The 17,480-nt window shown below is 73.1% G+C and carries 12 protein-coding genes; 3 read left to right on the forward strand and 9 right to left on the reverse strand.

Features of this window, described 5'->3' with window-relative positions:
* Window positions 1–89 precede the first annotated feature (89 nt).
* Window positions 90–1,097: an aldo/keto reductase gene (locus KIK06_RS06700; protein ID WP_268642428.1), complete on the forward strand. Its 1,008-nt coding sequence runs from the start codon at window positions 90–92 to the stop codon at window positions 1,095–1,097.
* A 54-nt stretch (window positions 1,098–1,151) separates the two neighbouring features.
* On the opposite strand, the gene KIK06_RS06705 is transcribed toward KIK06_RS06700, so the two are convergent.
* The 8 genes from KIK06_RS06705 to KIK06_RS06740 all read right to left on the reverse strand — a co-directional run bounded on the left by KIK06_RS06705 (window position 1,152) and on the right by KIK06_RS06740 (window position 13,841).
* Window positions 1,152–2,156: an FAD binding domain-containing protein gene (locus KIK06_RS06705; RefSeq protein ID WP_268642431.1), complete on the reverse strand. Its 1,005-nt coding sequence runs from the start codon at window positions 2,154–2,156 to the stop codon at window positions 1,152–1,154.
* On the reverse strand, window positions 2,153–4,792 hold the full coding sequence (locus KIK06_RS06710) for a molybdopterin-dependent oxidoreductase (RefSeq protein WP_268642433.1): 2,640 nt from the start codon (window positions 4,790–4,792) through the stop codon (window positions 2,153–2,155). The genes KIK06_RS06705 and KIK06_RS06710 overlap by 4 nt, the downstream gene beginning before the upstream one ends.
* 142 nt (window positions 4,793–4,934) lie before the next feature.
* Window positions 4,935–6,773, reverse strand: coding sequence for a serine/threonine-protein kinase (locus KIK06_RS06715; protein ID WP_268642434.1), 1,839 nt, complete (start codon window positions 6,771–6,773; stop codon window positions 4,935–4,937).
* A 217-nt stretch (window positions 6,774–6,990) separates the two neighbouring features.
* Window positions 6,991–8,442 (reverse strand): NCS2 family permease, encoded by a 1,452-nt coding sequence (locus KIK06_RS06720; protein WP_268642435.1) that lies wholly within the window; start codon window positions 8,440–8,442, stop codon window positions 6,991–6,993.
* Between the two features lie 235 nt (window positions 8,443–8,677).
* The gene (locus tag KIK06_RS06725) at window positions 8,678–11,113 is read right to left on the reverse strand and encodes a xanthine dehydrogenase family protein molybdopterin-binding subunit (RefSeq protein WP_268642437.1); all 2,436 of its coding nucleotides are present in this window, start codon (window positions 11,111–11,113) and stop codon (window positions 8,678–8,680) included.
* Window positions 11,114–12,469 (reverse strand): 8-oxoguanine deaminase, encoded by a 1,356-nt coding sequence (locus KIK06_RS06730; protein WP_268642438.1) that lies wholly within the window; start codon window positions 12,467–12,469, stop codon window positions 11,114–11,116.
* Entirely contained in the window at window positions 12,466–12,981 is a 516-nt protein-coding gene (locus KIK06_RS06735; RefSeq protein WP_017597700.1) for a (2Fe-2S)-binding protein, read from the reverse strand. Before KIK06_RS06735 ends, KIK06_RS06730 begins: the two co-directional genes overlap by 4 nt.
* Entirely contained in the window at window positions 12,972–13,841 is an 870-nt protein-coding gene (locus KIK06_RS06740) for an FAD binding domain-containing protein (RefSeq protein ID WP_268642439.1), read from the reverse strand. The genes KIK06_RS06735 and KIK06_RS06740 overlap by 10 nt, the downstream gene beginning before the upstream one ends.
* Window positions 13,842–14,129: 288 nt before the next feature.
* On the opposite strand from KIK06_RS06740, the gene KIK06_RS06745 reads away from it, so the two are divergent.
* Window positions 14,130–15,701 (forward strand): PucR family transcriptional regulator, encoded by a 1,572-nt coding sequence (locus KIK06_RS06745; protein WP_268642441.1) that lies wholly within the window; start codon window positions 14,130–14,132, stop codon window positions 15,699–15,701.
* Between the two features lie 47 nt (window positions 15,702–15,748).
* Window positions 15,749–16,438 (forward strand): pentapeptide repeat-containing protein, encoded by a 690-nt coding sequence (locus KIK06_RS06750; RefSeq protein ID WP_268642443.1) that lies wholly within the window; start codon window positions 15,749–15,751, stop codon window positions 16,436–16,438.
* A 52-nt stretch (window positions 16,439–16,490) separates the two neighbouring features.
* Here KIK06_RS06750 and KIK06_RS06755 read toward each other — a convergent pair whose 3' ends face one another.
* Window positions 16,491–17,465, reverse strand: a complete 975-nt coding sequence (locus KIK06_RS06755) for a helix-turn-helix domain-containing protein (protein ID WP_268642444.1) — start codon at window positions 17,463–17,465, stop codon at window positions 16,491–16,493.
* Window positions 17,466–17,480 lie beyond the last annotated feature (15 nt).

A 17,480-nucleotide genomic window follows, 5' to 3' on the forward strand; every position in this document is an offset into this window, starting at 1 on the left:
ACCCCCTCACGCGCGGGGGACGGGACGCGCGCCCCACGGACCCACCGCCCCGGCCCCGCGCACCGCTGAAGTGACGGAAGGCGAGCCACATGCGCACACGCGAGTTCCAGGGGAGACCGGTCGGCCGGGTCGGGCTCGGCCTCATGGGCATGAGCTGGGCCTACTCGGCCTCCGAACGCGATGACGCCCGGTCGGTGGAGCTGATCCGCGAGGCCGTCGACCTCGGTGTGACCTTCCTCGACACCGCCCAGGTCTACGGCGGCGGCCACAACGAGGAACTGGCGGGCCGCGCGCTCAAGGGCATCCGCGACCGGGTCGTTTTGGCCACCAAGACCGGTCTGGTCATGGACGACGCCGCGACCCTGGCCATGCACCGGGACGGCGGACCCGACCACGTCCGCCGCTCCCTCGACGAGAGCCTGCGCCGCCTGGGCACCGACAGCGTCGACCTGTACTACCTCCACCGCGTCGACCCCGAGGTCCCCCTCGCCGAGACCTGGGGCGCCATGGCCGAACTGGTCGCCCAGGGCAAGGTCGGCCACCTCGGGCTGTCGGAGGTCACCCGCGCCCAGGCCGACGAGGCGCACGCCGTCCACCCCGTCGCGGCGATCCAGTCGGAGCTGTCGCTGTGGACCCGCGACGCCCAGGGCGCCGCGGGTGGCAGCGCGGGCGGCTTCGGGGGTGTGGCCAACGACGGCGAAGGCCCCGGTGACGTCGTCGGCTGGTGTGCCGAGCACGGCGCGGTCTTCGTCCCCTTCTCCCCGCTGGGACGCGGCTTCCTCACCGGTACGGTCACCGCCGAGGGCCTGGAGGAAGGCGACCTGCGCGCCCGCCAGCCGCGCTTCCAGGAGGAGGCCATCCGCCGCAACCAGGCCCTCGTGGATGTGGTGCGGCGCGTCGCCGAGCGGCACGGCACCACGCCCGCCCGGGTCGCGATCGCCTGGACCCTCGCCCAGGGCGACCACGTCATCCCCATCCCCGGCACGAAGAAGTCGGCCTACCTGCACGACAACGCTGGAGCCGCCGACCTCGACCTGACCCCTGAGGACCTGCGCGAACTCGACGACCTGCCCACCGCCGTCGGCACCCGGTACTGAGCGGCGGCCCCGGGCCGGCTCCTGGCGGGGCCGACCCGGGGCCGGGACCGCGCGTCAGGCCCGCGCGAAGCCCAGGGCCTGCTCGACCCCGGCGCGGACGGTGTCCCGGAGCAGGGGGACCTTGTACCGGGTGCCGGGCAGCGGGGAGCACAGGTCTGCCAGCCCCTCCAGCGCCTCGTCGACCGCCGCGTCCGGTTCGGCTCCGGGGAGCGCTCCGACCAGCGCGTTCTCCACCTCGGGCAACCGGAGCGGGGTGCGTGCCACGCCCCCGACCGCGACCGCCGCCGACTCCACCGGCCCCTCGCCGCCGTCCGCGCACGCCAGGCGGACCGTCGCCTCCACGAGCGGCCACTCGGCGCGTGAGCGCCCGGTCGCCCGCAGGTAGGCGGCCCGCTCACCGGGTGTCGGCGCGGGCAGCGACACCGCCACCAGCACCTGCGACGGGTCCAGGACGTGGTCCCGGGCGGGGTCGGTCGCGTCGTACAGCTCCGCCACCGGTCGCTCACGGGTTCCGGCTCCGTCCCCGGTCCCGTCGCCCGCGATCTCCGCCACGGCGTCGTAGGCCACCAGGGCCACGGCCACCGTCGACGGGTGTGGGGCCACGCACGGGCCCTGGTCCACCACGACCCCGAGCAGGTGGTCGCCCTCCCGGGCGGGGCAGGAGTCGCCGCCGGTCTGGAAGCAGTCGAAGGCCGGGTTGCGCAGGTACCAGCACCGGTTGCGCTGGAGGAGGTTGCCGCCCAGGGTGGCCGCCCCGCGGATCTGGGGTGTGGCCAGGGCCCCCGCCGTGCGCGCCAGGGCGGGGTAGGCCTCGCGCAGCCGGGGGTCGGCGGACAGCTCGTGCACGCTGGTCAGCGCGCCCACCCGGGCTGATCCGTCCTTCCTCCAGTCGATCCCGCGCAGGGTCGGGACCCCGGTCAGGTCCACCACCGGTCCCGGGGCGAGCACCCCGTGGGCCAGGCACGCGGTCAGGTCGGTGCCCCCGGCCCGGGGCCGGGCCCCCGTCGCCTCCAGCCCGGCCAGGGCGGTGTCCAGGTCACTCGGTCGCGTCGTGGTCATCGCAGTCCCTCGATCAGTCGGTCCGGGCGGATGGGCAGGTCGCGCGGGCGCCAGCCGGTGGCGTCGAACACGGCGTTGGCCACGGCCGCGGACACGCCGACGGTGGAGACCTCGCCCAACCCCACGCCGCCTCCGGGCACGTGCTCGTAGCCCTGCTCGTGGAAGTACACCTCGGTCTCGGGCACGTCACCCAGTCCCGGGATGCGGTAGTCCTCCATGTTCTGGGTCAGCACCGCCCCGGTGGCGGGGTCGTCGCGCCGTTCCTCGAACAGCGCGTAGCCCACGCCCTGGACCACCGCGCCCTCGCACTGGTTGCGGGCCAGGCGCTCGGAGTAGATCCGGCCGGCCGCGATCCCGGCCCAGCAGTTGGTCGGCCGCACCCGCCCGAGCAGGGTGTCGACCTCCACCTCCATGACGTGGACGGCGCCGATGAGCCCCCGGCCCATCGCCATGTCCCCGCCGCCGGACAGGAGCGTGGACATCCGCTCCCAGCGGTCCAGGTTCCGTCCGCCGACCACGCGGACCCCGTCCGCCGCGGCGAGCGCCTCCTTCAGCGCCAGCTCCGGGACGGGGCCGGCGGCCGGGATCCGCGTCGAGTGCTCGCGCAGCGCCGAACGCAGTGCGTCGGCGGCCTCGGCGGCGGCCGGGCCCATGGAGTTGGTGGTCCTGCTGCCGCCCGCGCCGGAGCCGTGCACCGAGTCGCTGTCGCCGATCTCCACCCGCAGCGACGACGGCGGCGCTCCGAGCCGGTCGGCGACCACGTCGCGCAGGATCGTGCGGATACCGGTGCCGATGTCCTGGGTGGCCGACCTGACCACCACCGTGCCGTTCTCGACCGTCAGCTCCACCTTCGACTGCGGGCTGACGACGAACAGCCAGTTGCTCGCGGCCAGTCCCACGCCTCGGCGGAACCGGCCGGTGCGCCTGCCTCGGGGACGGTCGGTCCACAGCGGCAGGGTGGCGACCTTGTCGTACAGGGCCTTGCGACGGGCGTTGCCGTCCCAGCGCCGCCGCAGGCTCAGCGGGTCCTCGCCCAGGCGGTCCGCCATCTCGTCCACCGCCTGTTCCAGGGCGAAGGCCATCGGCGGTCCGCCCGGGCCGCGGAACGGGGAACCCGGCGGGTGGTTGGTCACCACGTCGTAGTCCCGCGTCCGGCGGGGGGTGCGCCCGTACATCAACGCCGCGAGCATGGCGGTCATCGACCCGTAGGACACCCCGCCGTCACCGTAGGAGTCCACGCTCATCGCCGCCAGGTCGCCCTTGTCGTCGGCGAGCAGCGCCACGCGGGTGCGGGTGCCGGGCCGGTATCCGGCGTCGGTCAGCTCCTCGGCGCGGGTGAACGCGACGCGTACCGGGGCCTGGGCGAGCCTGGACAGCTCGACCGAGGCCACGATGTCGGTCGACAGGGACGCCTTGGCGCCGAACCCGCCGCCCACGTACTCGGTGATCACGCGTACCCGGTCGCGGGGCAGGCCCCAGCGTTCGGCGACCGCGGTGGCTATCTCGCTGACCGCCTGGGTGGACATGTACATGGTCAGGTGGCCGTCGGCGGCCCAGTCGGCCACGCACGCGTGCGGTTCCAACGAGGTGTGCAGCTGGGCGGAGGTGGTGTACTCCTCCGCGACCAGGCGGGGGTCGTTCGCGCGTCCGGCCGCGCGCAGCCGTTTGAGGGCGGTGCCACGGCGCCAGCCGAGTGTGAACGGGCCCCGGAGGTTGCCGCGCCAGGACGCGGGCATCGCCACCCCCTCGGCGTAGGCGGGAGCCGCCTTCTGCTCCTCCTTCGTGGGGTAGAGCATGGGAGCGCCGGGTGCCAGGGCCGCTTCCCGGGTCAAGACCGCGGGCAGCGGGTCGTAGTCCACGCGCACCGCCTCGGCGGCGGCTCGCGCCTCGGCACCGGTGGGCGCGGCCACGACGGCGATCGGCTGGCCCGCGTAGCGCACGACGCGCTCCTCGCCCAGCAGGTCGACGAGCACCGGCGCGGTGTCCGGACCGGTTCCGGACTCCGTGCGCGCCCCAGCCGGGTCGACGGAGCGGATCCGGGCGTGGGGAAGGGCCGAGCGGACGAACACGCTCTCCCAACACCCCGGCGGCGTGCGGTCGACGGTGAACCTCGCGCGACCGGTGACCTTGTCCGGGGCGTCGGCGCGCGGCGGGTCCTGCTCGGGCTCGGTGTCGAACTCCCCGGCGCAGGCGGCGGCCACGGCGGAGAAGATCCCCTCGTAGGCGCCGCACCGGCACAGGTGGCCGGACAGGGCGTCGGCGACGGTGTCGCGGTCGGGGCGCACGTCGCCGTGCTCGGCGCGCCAGGCGTCGGTGAACGCGGCCGCCTCCACGACGAATCCCGGCGTGCAGTAGCCGCACTGGAGGCCGTCGTGGGCGGCGAAGGCGCGCTGGACCGGATGGGTTCCGCCCAGGCCCTCCACCGTCGTCACGCGGCGACCGGGCAGCGCGTCGGCGGGCAGGAGGCAGGAGACGGTGGGCGAGCCGTCGAGCAGCACGGTGCAGGCGCCGCACACCCCGTCCCCGCACGCGATCTTGGTGCCGGTCAACCCGAGCCGGTCGCGGATGTGCTCGGCGGCGGTCGCGCCCGGCGTGTCCGAAGCCGGGGCGGGTGAGCCGTTGACTTCCAGGTCCATGTGGCCGTCCCTGGTCGAGGCGTAAAGTTGTCATTGACAACATAGGTCGGGGGTTCACCCGTGTCAAAGAAATAGACGGCGCGCGCGCCGACCAACGGGTCGACACGCGCGCCGTGTCATGTCCTTACCGAACCTCGGCCGGTCAGTCGCCGGGCACGGGCCAGACCGGCTCGAAGGCGGGTTCGTCGAGCGTGGGAGGCGAGGGGTCCCCGCCCCCGCCCTCGCCCGGGTCCTCGCCCCCGGGGTCCTCACCGGGGTCCTCGCCCCCGGTCCCGTCCCCCGGGTCCTCCCCGGTGCCGGTCCCGTCCCCGGGGTCCCCGCTCGGGTCGTCGCCGGGGTCCTCCCCGCCGTCGGTGCCGCCGTCGGTCGGGTCGTCGCTGGGATCGTCGGTCCCCTCCCCGCTCCCGGAGCAGTCGTCGGCGACGCAGGGTTCCTCCGAGGGGCAGCCTGGCGCGTGGGGGTCGGCGGCGCAGTCCGTGCCCGCCCCCTCGGCGGGGTCGTCCGTACCCTCCTCCACGGGCTCCTGGTCCGCGGTTCCCTGGTCGCCGACCTGGTCCACCTCGCCGACCGGCTCCCCTTCCTCGACGGTCGCCGGAACCTCGACCGGAGCGTCGGAGGGGGTGGAACCGGTGGGAACGATCTCGGGGAACCCGCCCTGGCTGTAGGCCACCAGCAGCAGGGCACCGAGCGCGACCATGACCACGGTGGCGGCGGCCCGGGTCAGGCCACCGCCATACGCCCCGTGCCCGCGCCGACGACCGCCGGAACGCCGGGGGAGGCGCCGGGGGGTCGACGCCCCCGTGACCGGATCGTCCCCGTCCCGCGGTGACCCGTCCCCCCGGACCGTGTCACCCGCGTGGGTCTCGTTCGCCCCCGCGGCGTCCGCTGCCGTGCCCTCCGCGGCCGTGCCGCCCACGGGAACACCGATCGGGGCCCCACCGCGCGTGGTCCGCTCACGTGAGGTGGTGTCGCTTCCGGACGCGTTCCCCGGGGGCGTGCCACGCGGGGCGCCACGTGCCCAGGGGCCGTCGTCGGTGACCTCGCCCGCCGGCGGGGGCGCCCAGGCCACGCCCGGCAACGGCTCCGTGGGACCGGGCACCGGACGGATGACCGCCGTCCCCTCGTCGACCAGCGTGGCCGCCTGTTCCAGCACGGCGGTCGGCGCCAGGGGCGCCGTGGCGGGGCCGGTGCCAAGCAGCGTGCCCAGCACGTCCACGGCCCGGGGGCGGGCCGCGGGATCCTTGTCCATACAGCGCTCCAGCACCGGGCGCAGCCGGTCGGGGACACCCTCCAGGTCCGGCGCGTCGCGCAGTACCCGGTCGACCACCTCCATCGTGGTCTCCCCGGGGAAGGCGTGCCGCCCCGTGGCCGCGAAGGCGATCACGGCGGCCCAGGAGAACACGTCGCTGGCCGGTCCCACCGTCTGGCCCCGGACCTGCTCGGGTGACATGTAGGCCGGTGTGCCCACCACACCCGTGGTGTGCCGCGTGGCGTCGTCCAGGCGGGCGATGCCGAAGTCGATCACCCGGGGCCCGTCCGGACCGAGGATGACGTTGCCCGGCTTGACGTCGCGGTGCACCACCCCGGCCTCGTGCACCGCCGTCAGCGCCGTGACCGTGGCGATCGCCAGCCGGTCCAGCACCGCGCCCTCGCGCGGGCCCCCGTCGCGCACCGCCGAGCGCAGGGTCGGGCCGGGGACGTACTCGCTGGCGATGTAGGGCACCGGGCCGTCCATGTCGGCGTCCAGGACCGCGGCCGTGCAGAACGGCGCGACCCTGCGGGCCGCCGCCAACTCCTGGGCGAACCGCGCGCGCTGGCGCGTGTCGTCACCCCAGGACGGAGTCAGGACCTTGACGGCGGCGGGCGTGCCGTCCTGAGCGTGGCCCAGGTAGACCATGCCCTGGCCGCCGCCGTCGATACGGGCCGAAAGTGTGTAGGGACCGATGCGTTCGGGGTCCGAGGAACCGAGCGGAGTGGTCATCGTGCGCGCCTGTCCGAGGGTGGGGGAGCCGCCGGAACGCGGCCTGTCCACTTCTGTGACGTCGGGCGGAGCGGAGAGGATCCTTACCCGGAGGTCGCAGTATCATCACTTTTTCTCGTCACCGGGGTCGGTATCCACGCATTTCGCCCGAACACGAGCGTCGGGCCGCCGCGCATCCGGAGTGCGCGGCGGCCCGAGGCGGGGGGAGGGGAGGAGACTACTCCAGGCCGAGGGCGTGCATCGCGAAGTGGAACGCGAACACCGCCGACAGGACCCACATCAGCCAGTGGACCTCCTTGTGCTTGCCCTGGGCGGAGCGGACCACGGTGTAGGCGATGACGCCGATCCCGATGCCGGTCGCGATGTCGAAGGCGAACGGCATCATCGCGATCGTCAGGAAGGCGGGGATCGCGATCGAGATGTCCGACCAGTCGATGTCCCTGATGTGCGTCATCATCATGACGCCGACGAGGACCATGGCCACCGAGGCCGCCTGCGTCGGGACGATCGCGAACACCGGGGCGAAGAAGACCGCGCTCAGGAACAGGGCCCCCGTGACCACGCTCGCCAGACCGGACCGCGCGCCCTCGCTCACACCGGCCGTGGACTCGACGAACACCAGAGTCGCCGAGGAGCTGGTCAGACCACCGACCACGGCGCCGGACCCGTCGGTGACCAGGATCTGGTTGACCCGGGGCATCTGGCCGCTGGAGTCGGCGATGTTGGCCTTGGCGCCGATCGCCAGGATGGTGCCGAGCGCGTCGAAGAACCCGGCCAGGACCATGGTGAAGAGGATGACACCGGCCGTGGTCGGGCCGGCCGACGTCCAGGCGCCGAGCATGTCCACCTGGAAGAGCAGACCGAAGTCGGGCAGCGCCACCGGGTTGCCGGGCAGCTCGGGGCTGGAACCGCCCCAGCCCTGCCCGCCCCAGGCGGAGCCGTCGAGGCCGAAGGCGTAGTGGAGGACGATGCCCAGCAGGGTGGCGCCGACGATCCCGTAGAAGATGGCGCCCGTGACATTGCGTGCCAGGAGAATCGCGGACAGGACCAGACCGGCCACGAACACCAGGATCGGCCAGCCGTTCAGGTGACCGCCGGAGTCGGGGCCGCCGAGCGTCAGCAGTGCGCCGCCCGCGCTGACGAAACCGGCGTTCTTGAGCCCGATGAGGCAGACGAACATACCGATGCCGACGCCGATGGCGATCTTGAGGTTGTGCGGCAGCGCGTTCATCACCGCGGTCCGTACACCGGTGACCACCATCAGGATGATGACGATCCCCTGCCAGACCACCAGGCCCATGACCTCGGACCAGGTCATGACGGGCGCGGCCACGTAGGCGACCACGGCGCTCACGCCCAGCGCCGCGGCGCAGGCGATCGGGGCGCGGCCCACCACACCCATCATGATGGTGACCAGGCCCGCGGACAGCGCCGTCATCGTGGTCAGCTGAGCCGGGTCCAGGGTGTTGCCGGCGGCGTCCTCCACGCCGCTGAGGATGATCGGGTTCAGGACGATGATGTAGGCCATCGCCATGAAGGTGGTGAGCCCGCCCCGGACCTCCTGTCCGATGGTGGAACCGCGCTCACCGATGAAGAAGAAGCGGTCGAGCCAGGATCGAGCCGGTGCGGCCTGCGCGTCGCGCGAGCCGGAGGTGTCGACTTGTGTCATGTCCCCTCCTGGAGGGATATGAGCATGGGAAACACCATGCGTGGGGGGATTGCTACGTAAGGTAGCCAACCAATGGGAGGCGCAGGACGACGCTGTCCTACTGGGCACCCGCCCCGGTGCCGAGGGCGCCGGCGGATCCGGGGCGGGCGGTTCTGGGGGGCTGGGCGTGACCGGTGGCCCCGGGGCCACCGGTCACGCCCTCTGAGGGGCGGCGGGCGCACACCCGCCGCCCGCGTCAGAGCTCGATACCGACGATGTCCTCGGGGCGCACCGGCGCGTGCGTCAGCGCACGGCCTGTGGCGTCGCGGACCGCGGCCACGATCGCCGGGGTCGAGGACAGGGTCGGCGGCTCACCCGCGCCGCGCAGCCCGTAGGGGGCGCGCGGGTCGGGGTGCTCCAGGACGTCGATCCGCATCGGCGGGGTGTCCAGGATGGTCGGGATCAGGTAGTCCGTGAACGACGGGTTCCGGATCACGCTGTCCTTGACCTGGATCTCCTCCATCAGCGCCAGACCCAGACCCTGGGTCGAGGCGCCCTGGATCTGACCGGTCAGCTGCTGCGGGTGCAGTACCTTGCCGACGTCCTGCACCGCGTCCAGGGCCACGACCTTGACCAGGCCGAGCTCCACGTCCACGTCCACCACGGCGCGGTGCACGCACATGCCGAACTGGGTGTGCGAGTCACCCTGGCCCAGGACCGGGTCGATCATCTCGGTCGGACGGTGGTGGTGTTCGCGGGTCTCCTCCACCACCGTGCCACCGCTCGCGGAGTCGCCGAGCAGGTCGGCCAGCGACGTCAGCACGCCGTCGGTGGCCGAGACCAGCTTGCCGCCCACCAGGGACAGGTCCGCGTCGTGCCGGTCGGCCGGGACCACACCGCGCTCGCGGGCGAAGGAGAACACCGACTCGCGCACGGCCTCACAGGCCAGCTTCACCGCACCACCGGTCATGTACGACTGGCGGGAGGCGGAGGAGGAACCGGCCGAACCCACCCCGGTGTCGGACGGGTTGATGACCACCTTCTCCACACCCAGCTCGGTGCGGGCGATCTGGCCCTTGACGGTGACCAGGCCCTGGCCGACCTCGGCGGCCGCCGTGTGCACGAGCACGATCGGCTCACCGGCCACGATCTCCATCCGCACACGTGCGGTGGAGTAGTCGTCGAAGCCCTCCGAGAAGCACAGGTTCTTCAGGCCCACGCCGTAGCCCACACCGCGCACGACACCCTCGCCGTGCGTGGTACCGGCCACGCCACCCGGAAGGGTGCGCAGGTCGGCGGGGTCGGGCAGCTCGGACCGGTCGACCGGCATCGGCAGGTCGCGGGCGCGCTGGAGCATCTCCGCCATCGGCAGCGGGCTGTGCAGCTCCTGGCCCGTGATGATCCGCGAACCCTGCGACATGGCGTTCTTGATCCGCAGGTCCACCGGGTGCATGCCCAGCTTCTCCGCGAGCTTGTCCATCTGCGACTCGTAGCCGAAGCACGCCTGGACCGCACCGAAACCGCGCATCGCGCCGCACGGCGGGTTGGTGGTGTACACCCCGTAGGCGTCCACGAGCACGTGGGGCACCTCGTAGGGGCCGATGCCCAGCGAGGAGGCCACACCCACCACGGCTGGCGTCGCCGAGGCGTAGGCGCCGCCGTCCACGATGATCTCCAGCGTGGCGTACAGCAGCGTTCCGTCGGCCTTGGCGCCGTGCTCGAAGCGCATCTTGGCCGGGTGCCGGTGCACGTGGCCGTAGAACGACTCCTCGCGGTTGTACACGATCTTGACCGGCTTGCCGGTGCGCAGGGCGAGCATGGCACCGTGGATCTGCATCGACAGGTCCTCGCGGCCGCCGAAGGCCCCGCCGACCCCCGCCATGGTCATCCGCACCTTGTCCTCGGGCAGGCCCAGGCAGGGCACGATCTGCCAGAGGTCGCTGTGCAGCCACTGGGTGGCGACGTAGATGTGGACGCCGCCGTCCTCCTCGGGGACGGCCAGGCCGGACTCGGGGCCCAGGAACGCCTGGTCCTGCATGCCGACCTCGTACTCGGTCTCCACGACCGCGTCGGCCTGGGCGCGCAGGGCCCGAAGGACCTCCCGCTCCCGGTCCTCGCTCCCGGCCACGTCCCGGAACCCGCCGGTGCGGATGGGCTGGTAGCGGACCCGGTTGCCGGACTGGTGGTACTCCTCGTGGATCTTGAGGCTGCCCTCCTCGTGCACCAGCGGGTACTCGGGGTCGAGGGCGGCCCGCCGCGAGTCGCTGACCGGGGGCAGGACCTCGTAGTCGACCTTGATCCGCTCCAGAGCGCGGCGGGCGGTCTCCGGGTGGTCGGCGGCCACGAGGGCCACCGGCTCACCCTTGTAGCGCACCTTGCCGAAGGCCAGCACCGGCTGGTCCTTGTACTCCAGGCCGTAGCGCTTGGCGCCGGGCACGTCCTCGTGCGTGAGCACGGCCTCCACGCCGGGGACCTTGAGCGCCTCGGTGATGTCGATGCCCAGGATCCTCGCGTGCGGGTGGGGGCTGCGCAGGGTCATCCCCCACAGCATGTCCTCCATCCACATGTCCGAGGAGTAGGCGAACTCCCCGGTCACCTTCAGGGTGCCGTCGGGGCGCAGCGGGCTGGACCCCAGCCCGTCCTTGGTGGTGCTGGACAGGTCCGTGACCGTCCGGGTGGTCGTCGTCGCCATCTAAAGGCTCGCCTCCTGAAGCAGGGCGCGGTGCGCGGCGCGACCGCGCGCGGCCGCGGTGTCGGCGGAGAGGGTGCGGAGCTGGCCGCGGTCGACGACGGTGTTCCCGCCGACGAGGAGCCGCTCCAGGGGAGGGGTGGGGCCGAAGACCGCGGCCACCACCGGGTCGTCGATCACGTCGTAGCCGAAGCCGTCCACCCGCCACAGGGCGATGTCGGCGACCTTGCCCACGGTGATCGAACCGAGCTCGGCGTCGCGGCCCAGGACACGGGCGCCGCCCAGGGTCGCCATCTCCAGCGCCTGGCGGGCGCTCAGCGCCTGCGGGCCCTTGCGGGCGCGGGCCATGAGCAGCGCCTGGTGCATCTCCCCGGCCAGGCCGGTGAGCTCGCTGGAGGCCGGGCCGTCCACGCCCAGGCCCACCCGGGCCCCCGCCTCCAGCAGCTCGGTCACCCGACAGATCCCCGCGCCCAGACGGGCGTTGGAGGTCGGGCAGTGCGCGATGCCGGTGCCGGTGGCCGCGATCCGGGCGATCGCGGTGTCGGACAGGTGCACCGCGTGGGCGAACCACACGTCCTCACCCAGCCAGCCGAGCTTCTCCGCGTACTCGACCGGGGTGCACCCGAACTCGGCCTGGCACTTCTCCTCCTCGTCGAGCGTCTCGGCGAGGTGGGTGTGCAGCCGCACACCCTTGGCGCGCGCCAGCTCGGCGGCGCCGACCATCAGCTCCCGGCTCACCGAGAACGGCGAGCACGGAGCCGCGGCCACGCGGGTCATCGACTCGGGAGAGGCGTCGTGGTGGGCGTCGATCGCCGCCGCGGTCCCCTCCAGAGCACCGTCGGTGGTCTCCACGACGCTGTCCGGCGGCAGGCCGCCCGAGCTGTGCCCGCGGTCCATCGACCCGCGCGCCAGGTCCAGACGGATGCCCACCTCGCGGGCGGCCTCGACCTCGGCCGCCACGATGTCACCGCGGCCCGAGGGGTAGATGTAGTGGTGGTCGGAAGCGGTCGTGCACCCGGACAGGGCCAGGTGGGCCATCCCGGCGCTCGTCGTCCCCGACACCACCTCGGCGTCCAGCCGGTGCCAGATCTCGTAGGAACCCACCAGCCACTCGAAGAGCGTGCCGTCGGCGAACAGGCCCTGCGTGGCCCACTGGTACAGGTGGTTGTGCGTGTTGACCAGGCCCGGGGTGGCCAGGCACCCGCGCCCGTCGATCCGCTCGGCGCCCGCGACCTCCGGAGCCGGCCCCGCTCCGACCGCGCTGATCCGGCCATCGGTGACCACGACGTGCCCGCCCGCGTACTCCGCGCCGTCCACCGTGACGACGTGGGCTCCCTCGATGACGATCGTGCGACTCATGCGTTGCTCCCGGAGGCCGCCCGACGCTCGGCGGCCAGGTGCACCGCGTCGATGATCTTCTCGTACCCCGTGCAGCGGCACAGGTTGCCCGCGAGCGCCTCGCGGATCTCCGCGTCGTCCGGGGCGGGCTTGCCGGCCCCCACCGTGCGCTCCAGCAGGTCGTCGGTCTGGACCAGCAGGCCCGGCGTGCAGAAACCGCACTGGACGGCGCCCGCCTCGACGAACGCGTCCTGGACCGTGCCCAGGTTCTTGTCCGAACCCTTGCCCGACTCCTCGGCCAGGCCCTCGACGGTCCGGATCTCGCGGCCCTCGGCCTGTCCGGCGGCGATCATGCACGAACACGCCGTCACGCCGTCGAAGTAGACCGTGCAGGAGCCGCACTCACCCTGCTCACAGGCGTTCTTGCTGCCGGGGAGGCCCAACCGCTCACGGAGCACGTACAGCAGGCTCTCGCCCGGCCAGACGTTCTCGGCGGTCATCTCCTCGCCGTTGACGTTGAGGTTCACGCGCATCGCGTGGCTCCCTTCCGGTATTCGGTGACGGACCAGCTCAGCGCGCGACGCGCCATGACCGACATCGCGTGCTTGCGGTAGTCGGCGCTCCCCCGCTGGTCGTCGATGGGACGGGCGGCCGAGGCGACGAGCTCGCCGAAGCGCCGCACGGTGGCCTCCGAGGGCACCGACGCGTTCTCCCAGTCGAACTCGGCGGCCAGGAACTCCTCGGCGGCCTCCGAACGCACCGGCGTCGGGCCGACCGAGCCCAGACCCGTGCCCACGGTCCGGTTCTCCGCGTCCAGGGACAGGGAGAAGCCCGCGACCGAGATCACCATCGCGTTGCGCGTCCCGATCTTGAGGAACTGCTGCGGGCCCCTGGGGGCGGGCAGCAGGATCGCGGTGATCAGCTCGTCTGGCTGCAGGGCGGTCGTACGGAACGACAGGTAGAAGTCGCGGGCGGCGACCGTGCGCCGACCGCGCACCGACGCGAGTTCGATCACGGCGCCGGTGGCGAGCAGCGGCGGGTGCGTGTCACCGGCGGGGGAGGCGCCCCCGAGGTTGCCGCCGACCGTGCCCCGGTTGCGGATCTGCGGGGAGGCCACCGTCCGGGAGGCCTTGGCCAGGCCCGGGGCCTGCTTCTGCAGGTTCTCGATGATCCGGGTGTAGGGCACGCCCGCACCGAGGCGGGTGTACTCGCCCTCGGGACCCCACTCGGCCAGCTCGGGGATCCGGGCCAGGTCGATCAGGACCTCGGGGCGGTGCTTGTCGAAGTTGAGTTCCACCATGACGTCGGTGCCGCCCATGATGGGCACCCCGTCAGGATGGGCGCTCTTGGCCTCGAGCGCCTCCTCCAGTGTGGAGGGACTCAGGAATTCCATACTTGTCCTCGTTGCTCGCCACGGAGTTGGTTGGACGTCGGAAGGTGTGCACAACTCCTGGGTAATCCGGTAGTGATGTGAAGTACACCACCGACGAGCCGAGCCCTACTAGCACGTAAAGACATGAACTGCCAGTGAAACGGGCCACTATCGTTGGGATCTTCCTACAAGTAACGTCTGCGCGAACGCCTCACGTCCCCCCGGTGTCCGCCAGACGGTGCCACTGGCGGGGAAGATCACGTACCGTCCACTGGGATCAGCCACCCCACAAGCAACAAAGGATCGTTCATGCAGATCAGTGAGCTGCTCGCCGTCAAGAGACTGCACCTGCGTTTCCTGACCGGAGCCGAGCACGCCCACCGCACCGTGCGGTGGTTCTACACCACCGATCTGCTCGAACCCGCCCGGTACCTGCGCGGCGGAGAGTTCATCCTCACCGGCATGATGTGGCGTACCCGCCCAGAGGACTCCGAGACATTCGTGTCCTCCATCGCCAGCGCCGGCGCGGTCGCCCTCGGCGCCGGAACAGCGCTGAGCGACATCCCGCCCGACCTGGTGGAGGCCTGCCGCGCCCACGACATCCCCCTCGTCGAGGTGCCCTCGGAGACCTCCTTCGGCGCGGTCACCGAGGAGGTCCTGCGCGCCCTGACCCAGCACCGGTTCACCACCATCTCCGAGACCCGGGACCGGCACCGCCGCGTCATGGCCGAGGTCGCCGCGGGAGCCGACTTCCCCGAGGCCTTCGCCGGGGCCGCCACCCAGGCCGGGATCACCTCCTGGGTGATCTCCTCCACCGGGCGCAGGGTCGCCTCCTCGAGCGCCCCCCTGTCACCCGACGCGGCCGAGTGGCTCGCCGCCAAGGCGCTCACCTGGCCGACCTTCCCTCGCACCGTCCGGCTGCCGGGCGGGGACGGCGCCGTGGTCACCGTCCTGCCCGTCCAGACCAAGGAGGCCCACCCCCTGGCCACCTGGCTGCTCGTGTGCGCGGGGGATCAGGGCGCCTGGACGGAGGAGGAACACGAGTCGGTCGCCGAACTCGTCTCCGTCGCCGTGCTCGCGCGCAGCCGCCGGGAGGAGCGCGCCCTGACCGACGCCCGCCACCTGGAGGGACTGCCCAGACTGCTGGCCGCCCAGCGTTTCGACGAGGCCGGCGCCCTGATGAGCGGCCTCGGCCCCGACGAGGACTTCGCCGAGCGCGGCCGCGTCGTGGTCCGGGCCGTCATGATGCCCGAACCCCGTATCCCCGACCTCACCCGACGCGTGCTCACCGAACTCGTCGCCGACTGGCCCGGCGCCGTGGTCACCGGCGACACCGACTCGCTGGCCGTCGTCCCGGTACCCGACGGGGTCGACGCCCGCCGCGGCGGCGAGGAGATCCGCGCCCGCCTCGTCCGCAGGGCCCGTGTCCTGGAGGGCGGACTGCTCGACTACCGCATCGCCCTCGGCCTCAGCTCCGCGGCCCACGGCGTGTCCGAACTGCGCGGCGCGGCCGTGGAGGCCCGCCACGCCCGCCGCCTGGCCGAACTGCGCGGCGGCCGGTCCAGGGTGATCGCCGGAGCCGAGATCGACTCCCACGAACTCCTGCTCGCCTCCGTCCCCGAGGAGGTCCAGTCCTCCTACCGCGAACGCCTGCTGGGCCCGCTCATCGCCTACGACCGCGACCACCGCTCCGAACTCGTCTCCACCCTGGAGCAGTTCCTGGAGCACTCCGGATCCTGGCAGCGCTGCGCGGCGGCCATGCACGTCCACGTCAACACCCTGCGCTACCGCATCGGCCGGGTCGAGGAGCTCACCGGACGCGACCTGAGCAGTCTGGAGCACAGGGTCGACCTGTTCCTGGCCCTGAAACTGCGGGACTGAGCGCGCCGGGGCGGGTTCTGTCACCGCCGACCGCTAGGGTCCGCGCGATGAGTACCGAACCCGCCCCCACCGCCATCGTCGACGCCGACCTGTCCGGGGCCGACCGAGGCGCCCTGCCCGAAGCGCGGACGTTCGTCCGCTGCGACTTCACCGAGGCCGATCTGCGCGACGCCGACCTCGTCGACACCGTCTTCACCGACTGCCGCCTCGACGGCGCCCGACTGGACCGCGCGCTCCTGGACGGGGCGCGCCTCACGGGCGGCAGCGCCGCCGGAGCCTCGTTCACCCACGTGGACGGCCCCGACGCCCGGTTCGAGAAGATGGACCTGGCCAACACCCGCTGGCAGGGCGCGCTGCTCACCGACACGGCGTTCACCGGATGCCGGCTGACCGGCGCCGGGCTGACCTCCCTGCGCGGGGTCGGCTACACGTTCGCCCACTGCAATCTGATGCTGGCCCGCTGCAAGGGCCTCGACCTGCGCGGCCAGACCCTGGAAGGGCTGCGCCTGGACGAGGCCGACCTGGCCGGCGCCGACCTGCGGCAGACGGTATGGGTCGAGTCCCGACTGCGTGGCGCCAACCTGGTGGACGTCAAACTGGACGGGGCCGATCTGCGCGGCGCCGACCTGGGCGAACTCGCCCTGGACCAGGCGGGTTACCTGCGCGGCGCCACCATTGGACCCGCGCAGGCCGGGACGATCCTGGCCGCCCTGGGCATCACCGTCGTCGACGGCTGACACGGGACGTCCCTTCCCGGAGGAATCCCTGACGGCGGCCCGGCGGCCGCCGTCAGACGTTGCGGTGCAGCCGCCGCAGGGCCAGCGCGACCTGGAGCCGCAGCCTGCCCGGAACGTCGCGCACCGACCAGCCCAACATCCGTTCGGCCCGCCCCACACCCTCCTGGATCGTGGAGTGGTGCACTCCCAGCGCGGCGGCGGCCGCCCGCAGACTGGGCGCCGCGGCCACCGCCTCCAGCGTCTCCAACAGCGCGACGCCGTCCCGCTCCACCGGTTCCAGGGCGGCGACGTCCGGGACCGGCTCCCAGCCCGGCCCCACCGCGTCAGCCAGCAGCAGCAGGCCGCCCAGCTCCTCGGCGCGGACCACGCGCGGACCCGGGTCCGCGCCCGTCCCCTCGGCGGTGAAGCGCAACGCCCGCGCCGCGTCCTCCCACGACTCCGGCAGATCCGACACGTCCACCTCCGGACCCACACCCGCGCGCGAGGCCCCGTCAACGGGTTCCTCCGAGGCGGTCACGACCCGCACCGCCCCGCCGGACACCGCCACGGCGCGCACCCGGGCCCGGGCGCCGAACCCCAACCGGCGGGCCGCGCGCCCGCGCACGGACTCGGCCACCCGGGAGTCGACCGCCATCTTCGCGAGTTCCTCCCCGCCGCCCGCCGGAGCCGTCAACTCCAGATGGACGCGCAGGGCGGCCGAGGCCCGTTCCAGTACCACGGCCTCGACCGGCCCCGGCTCACCGGAGCGCTCCAGCCACAGGACGCCGTCCACGGACCCGCCCCGGACCGAACACCAGGACGGGTCGGGGTCGGCCGCGGCCCGGTCCACCGAGCCGTCCGGTGCCACGCGCACGGCCACCGCGCGTGACCGGTCCACGAAACCGGCGGGCAGCCCGGTCAGAACGGCCGCGCCCCGCACGATCGGCTCCACACCCGTGCCCGCCAGGGCGTCGAAATAGGTGATCACCCTGACGGCCGCGCCCGCCTCCGGGTCCAGAGCCGTGATCCTGCCGAGCAGCTCTCTCATGGACGTATTCTGCCT

The sequence above is a fragment of the Nocardiopsis sp. EMB25 genome (genome assembly GCF_026797795.1).
In the GTDB taxonomy this organism is placed as follows: domain Bacteria; phylum Actinomycetota; class Actinomycetes; order Streptosporangiales; family Streptosporangiaceae; genus Nocardiopsis; species Nocardiopsis lucentensis.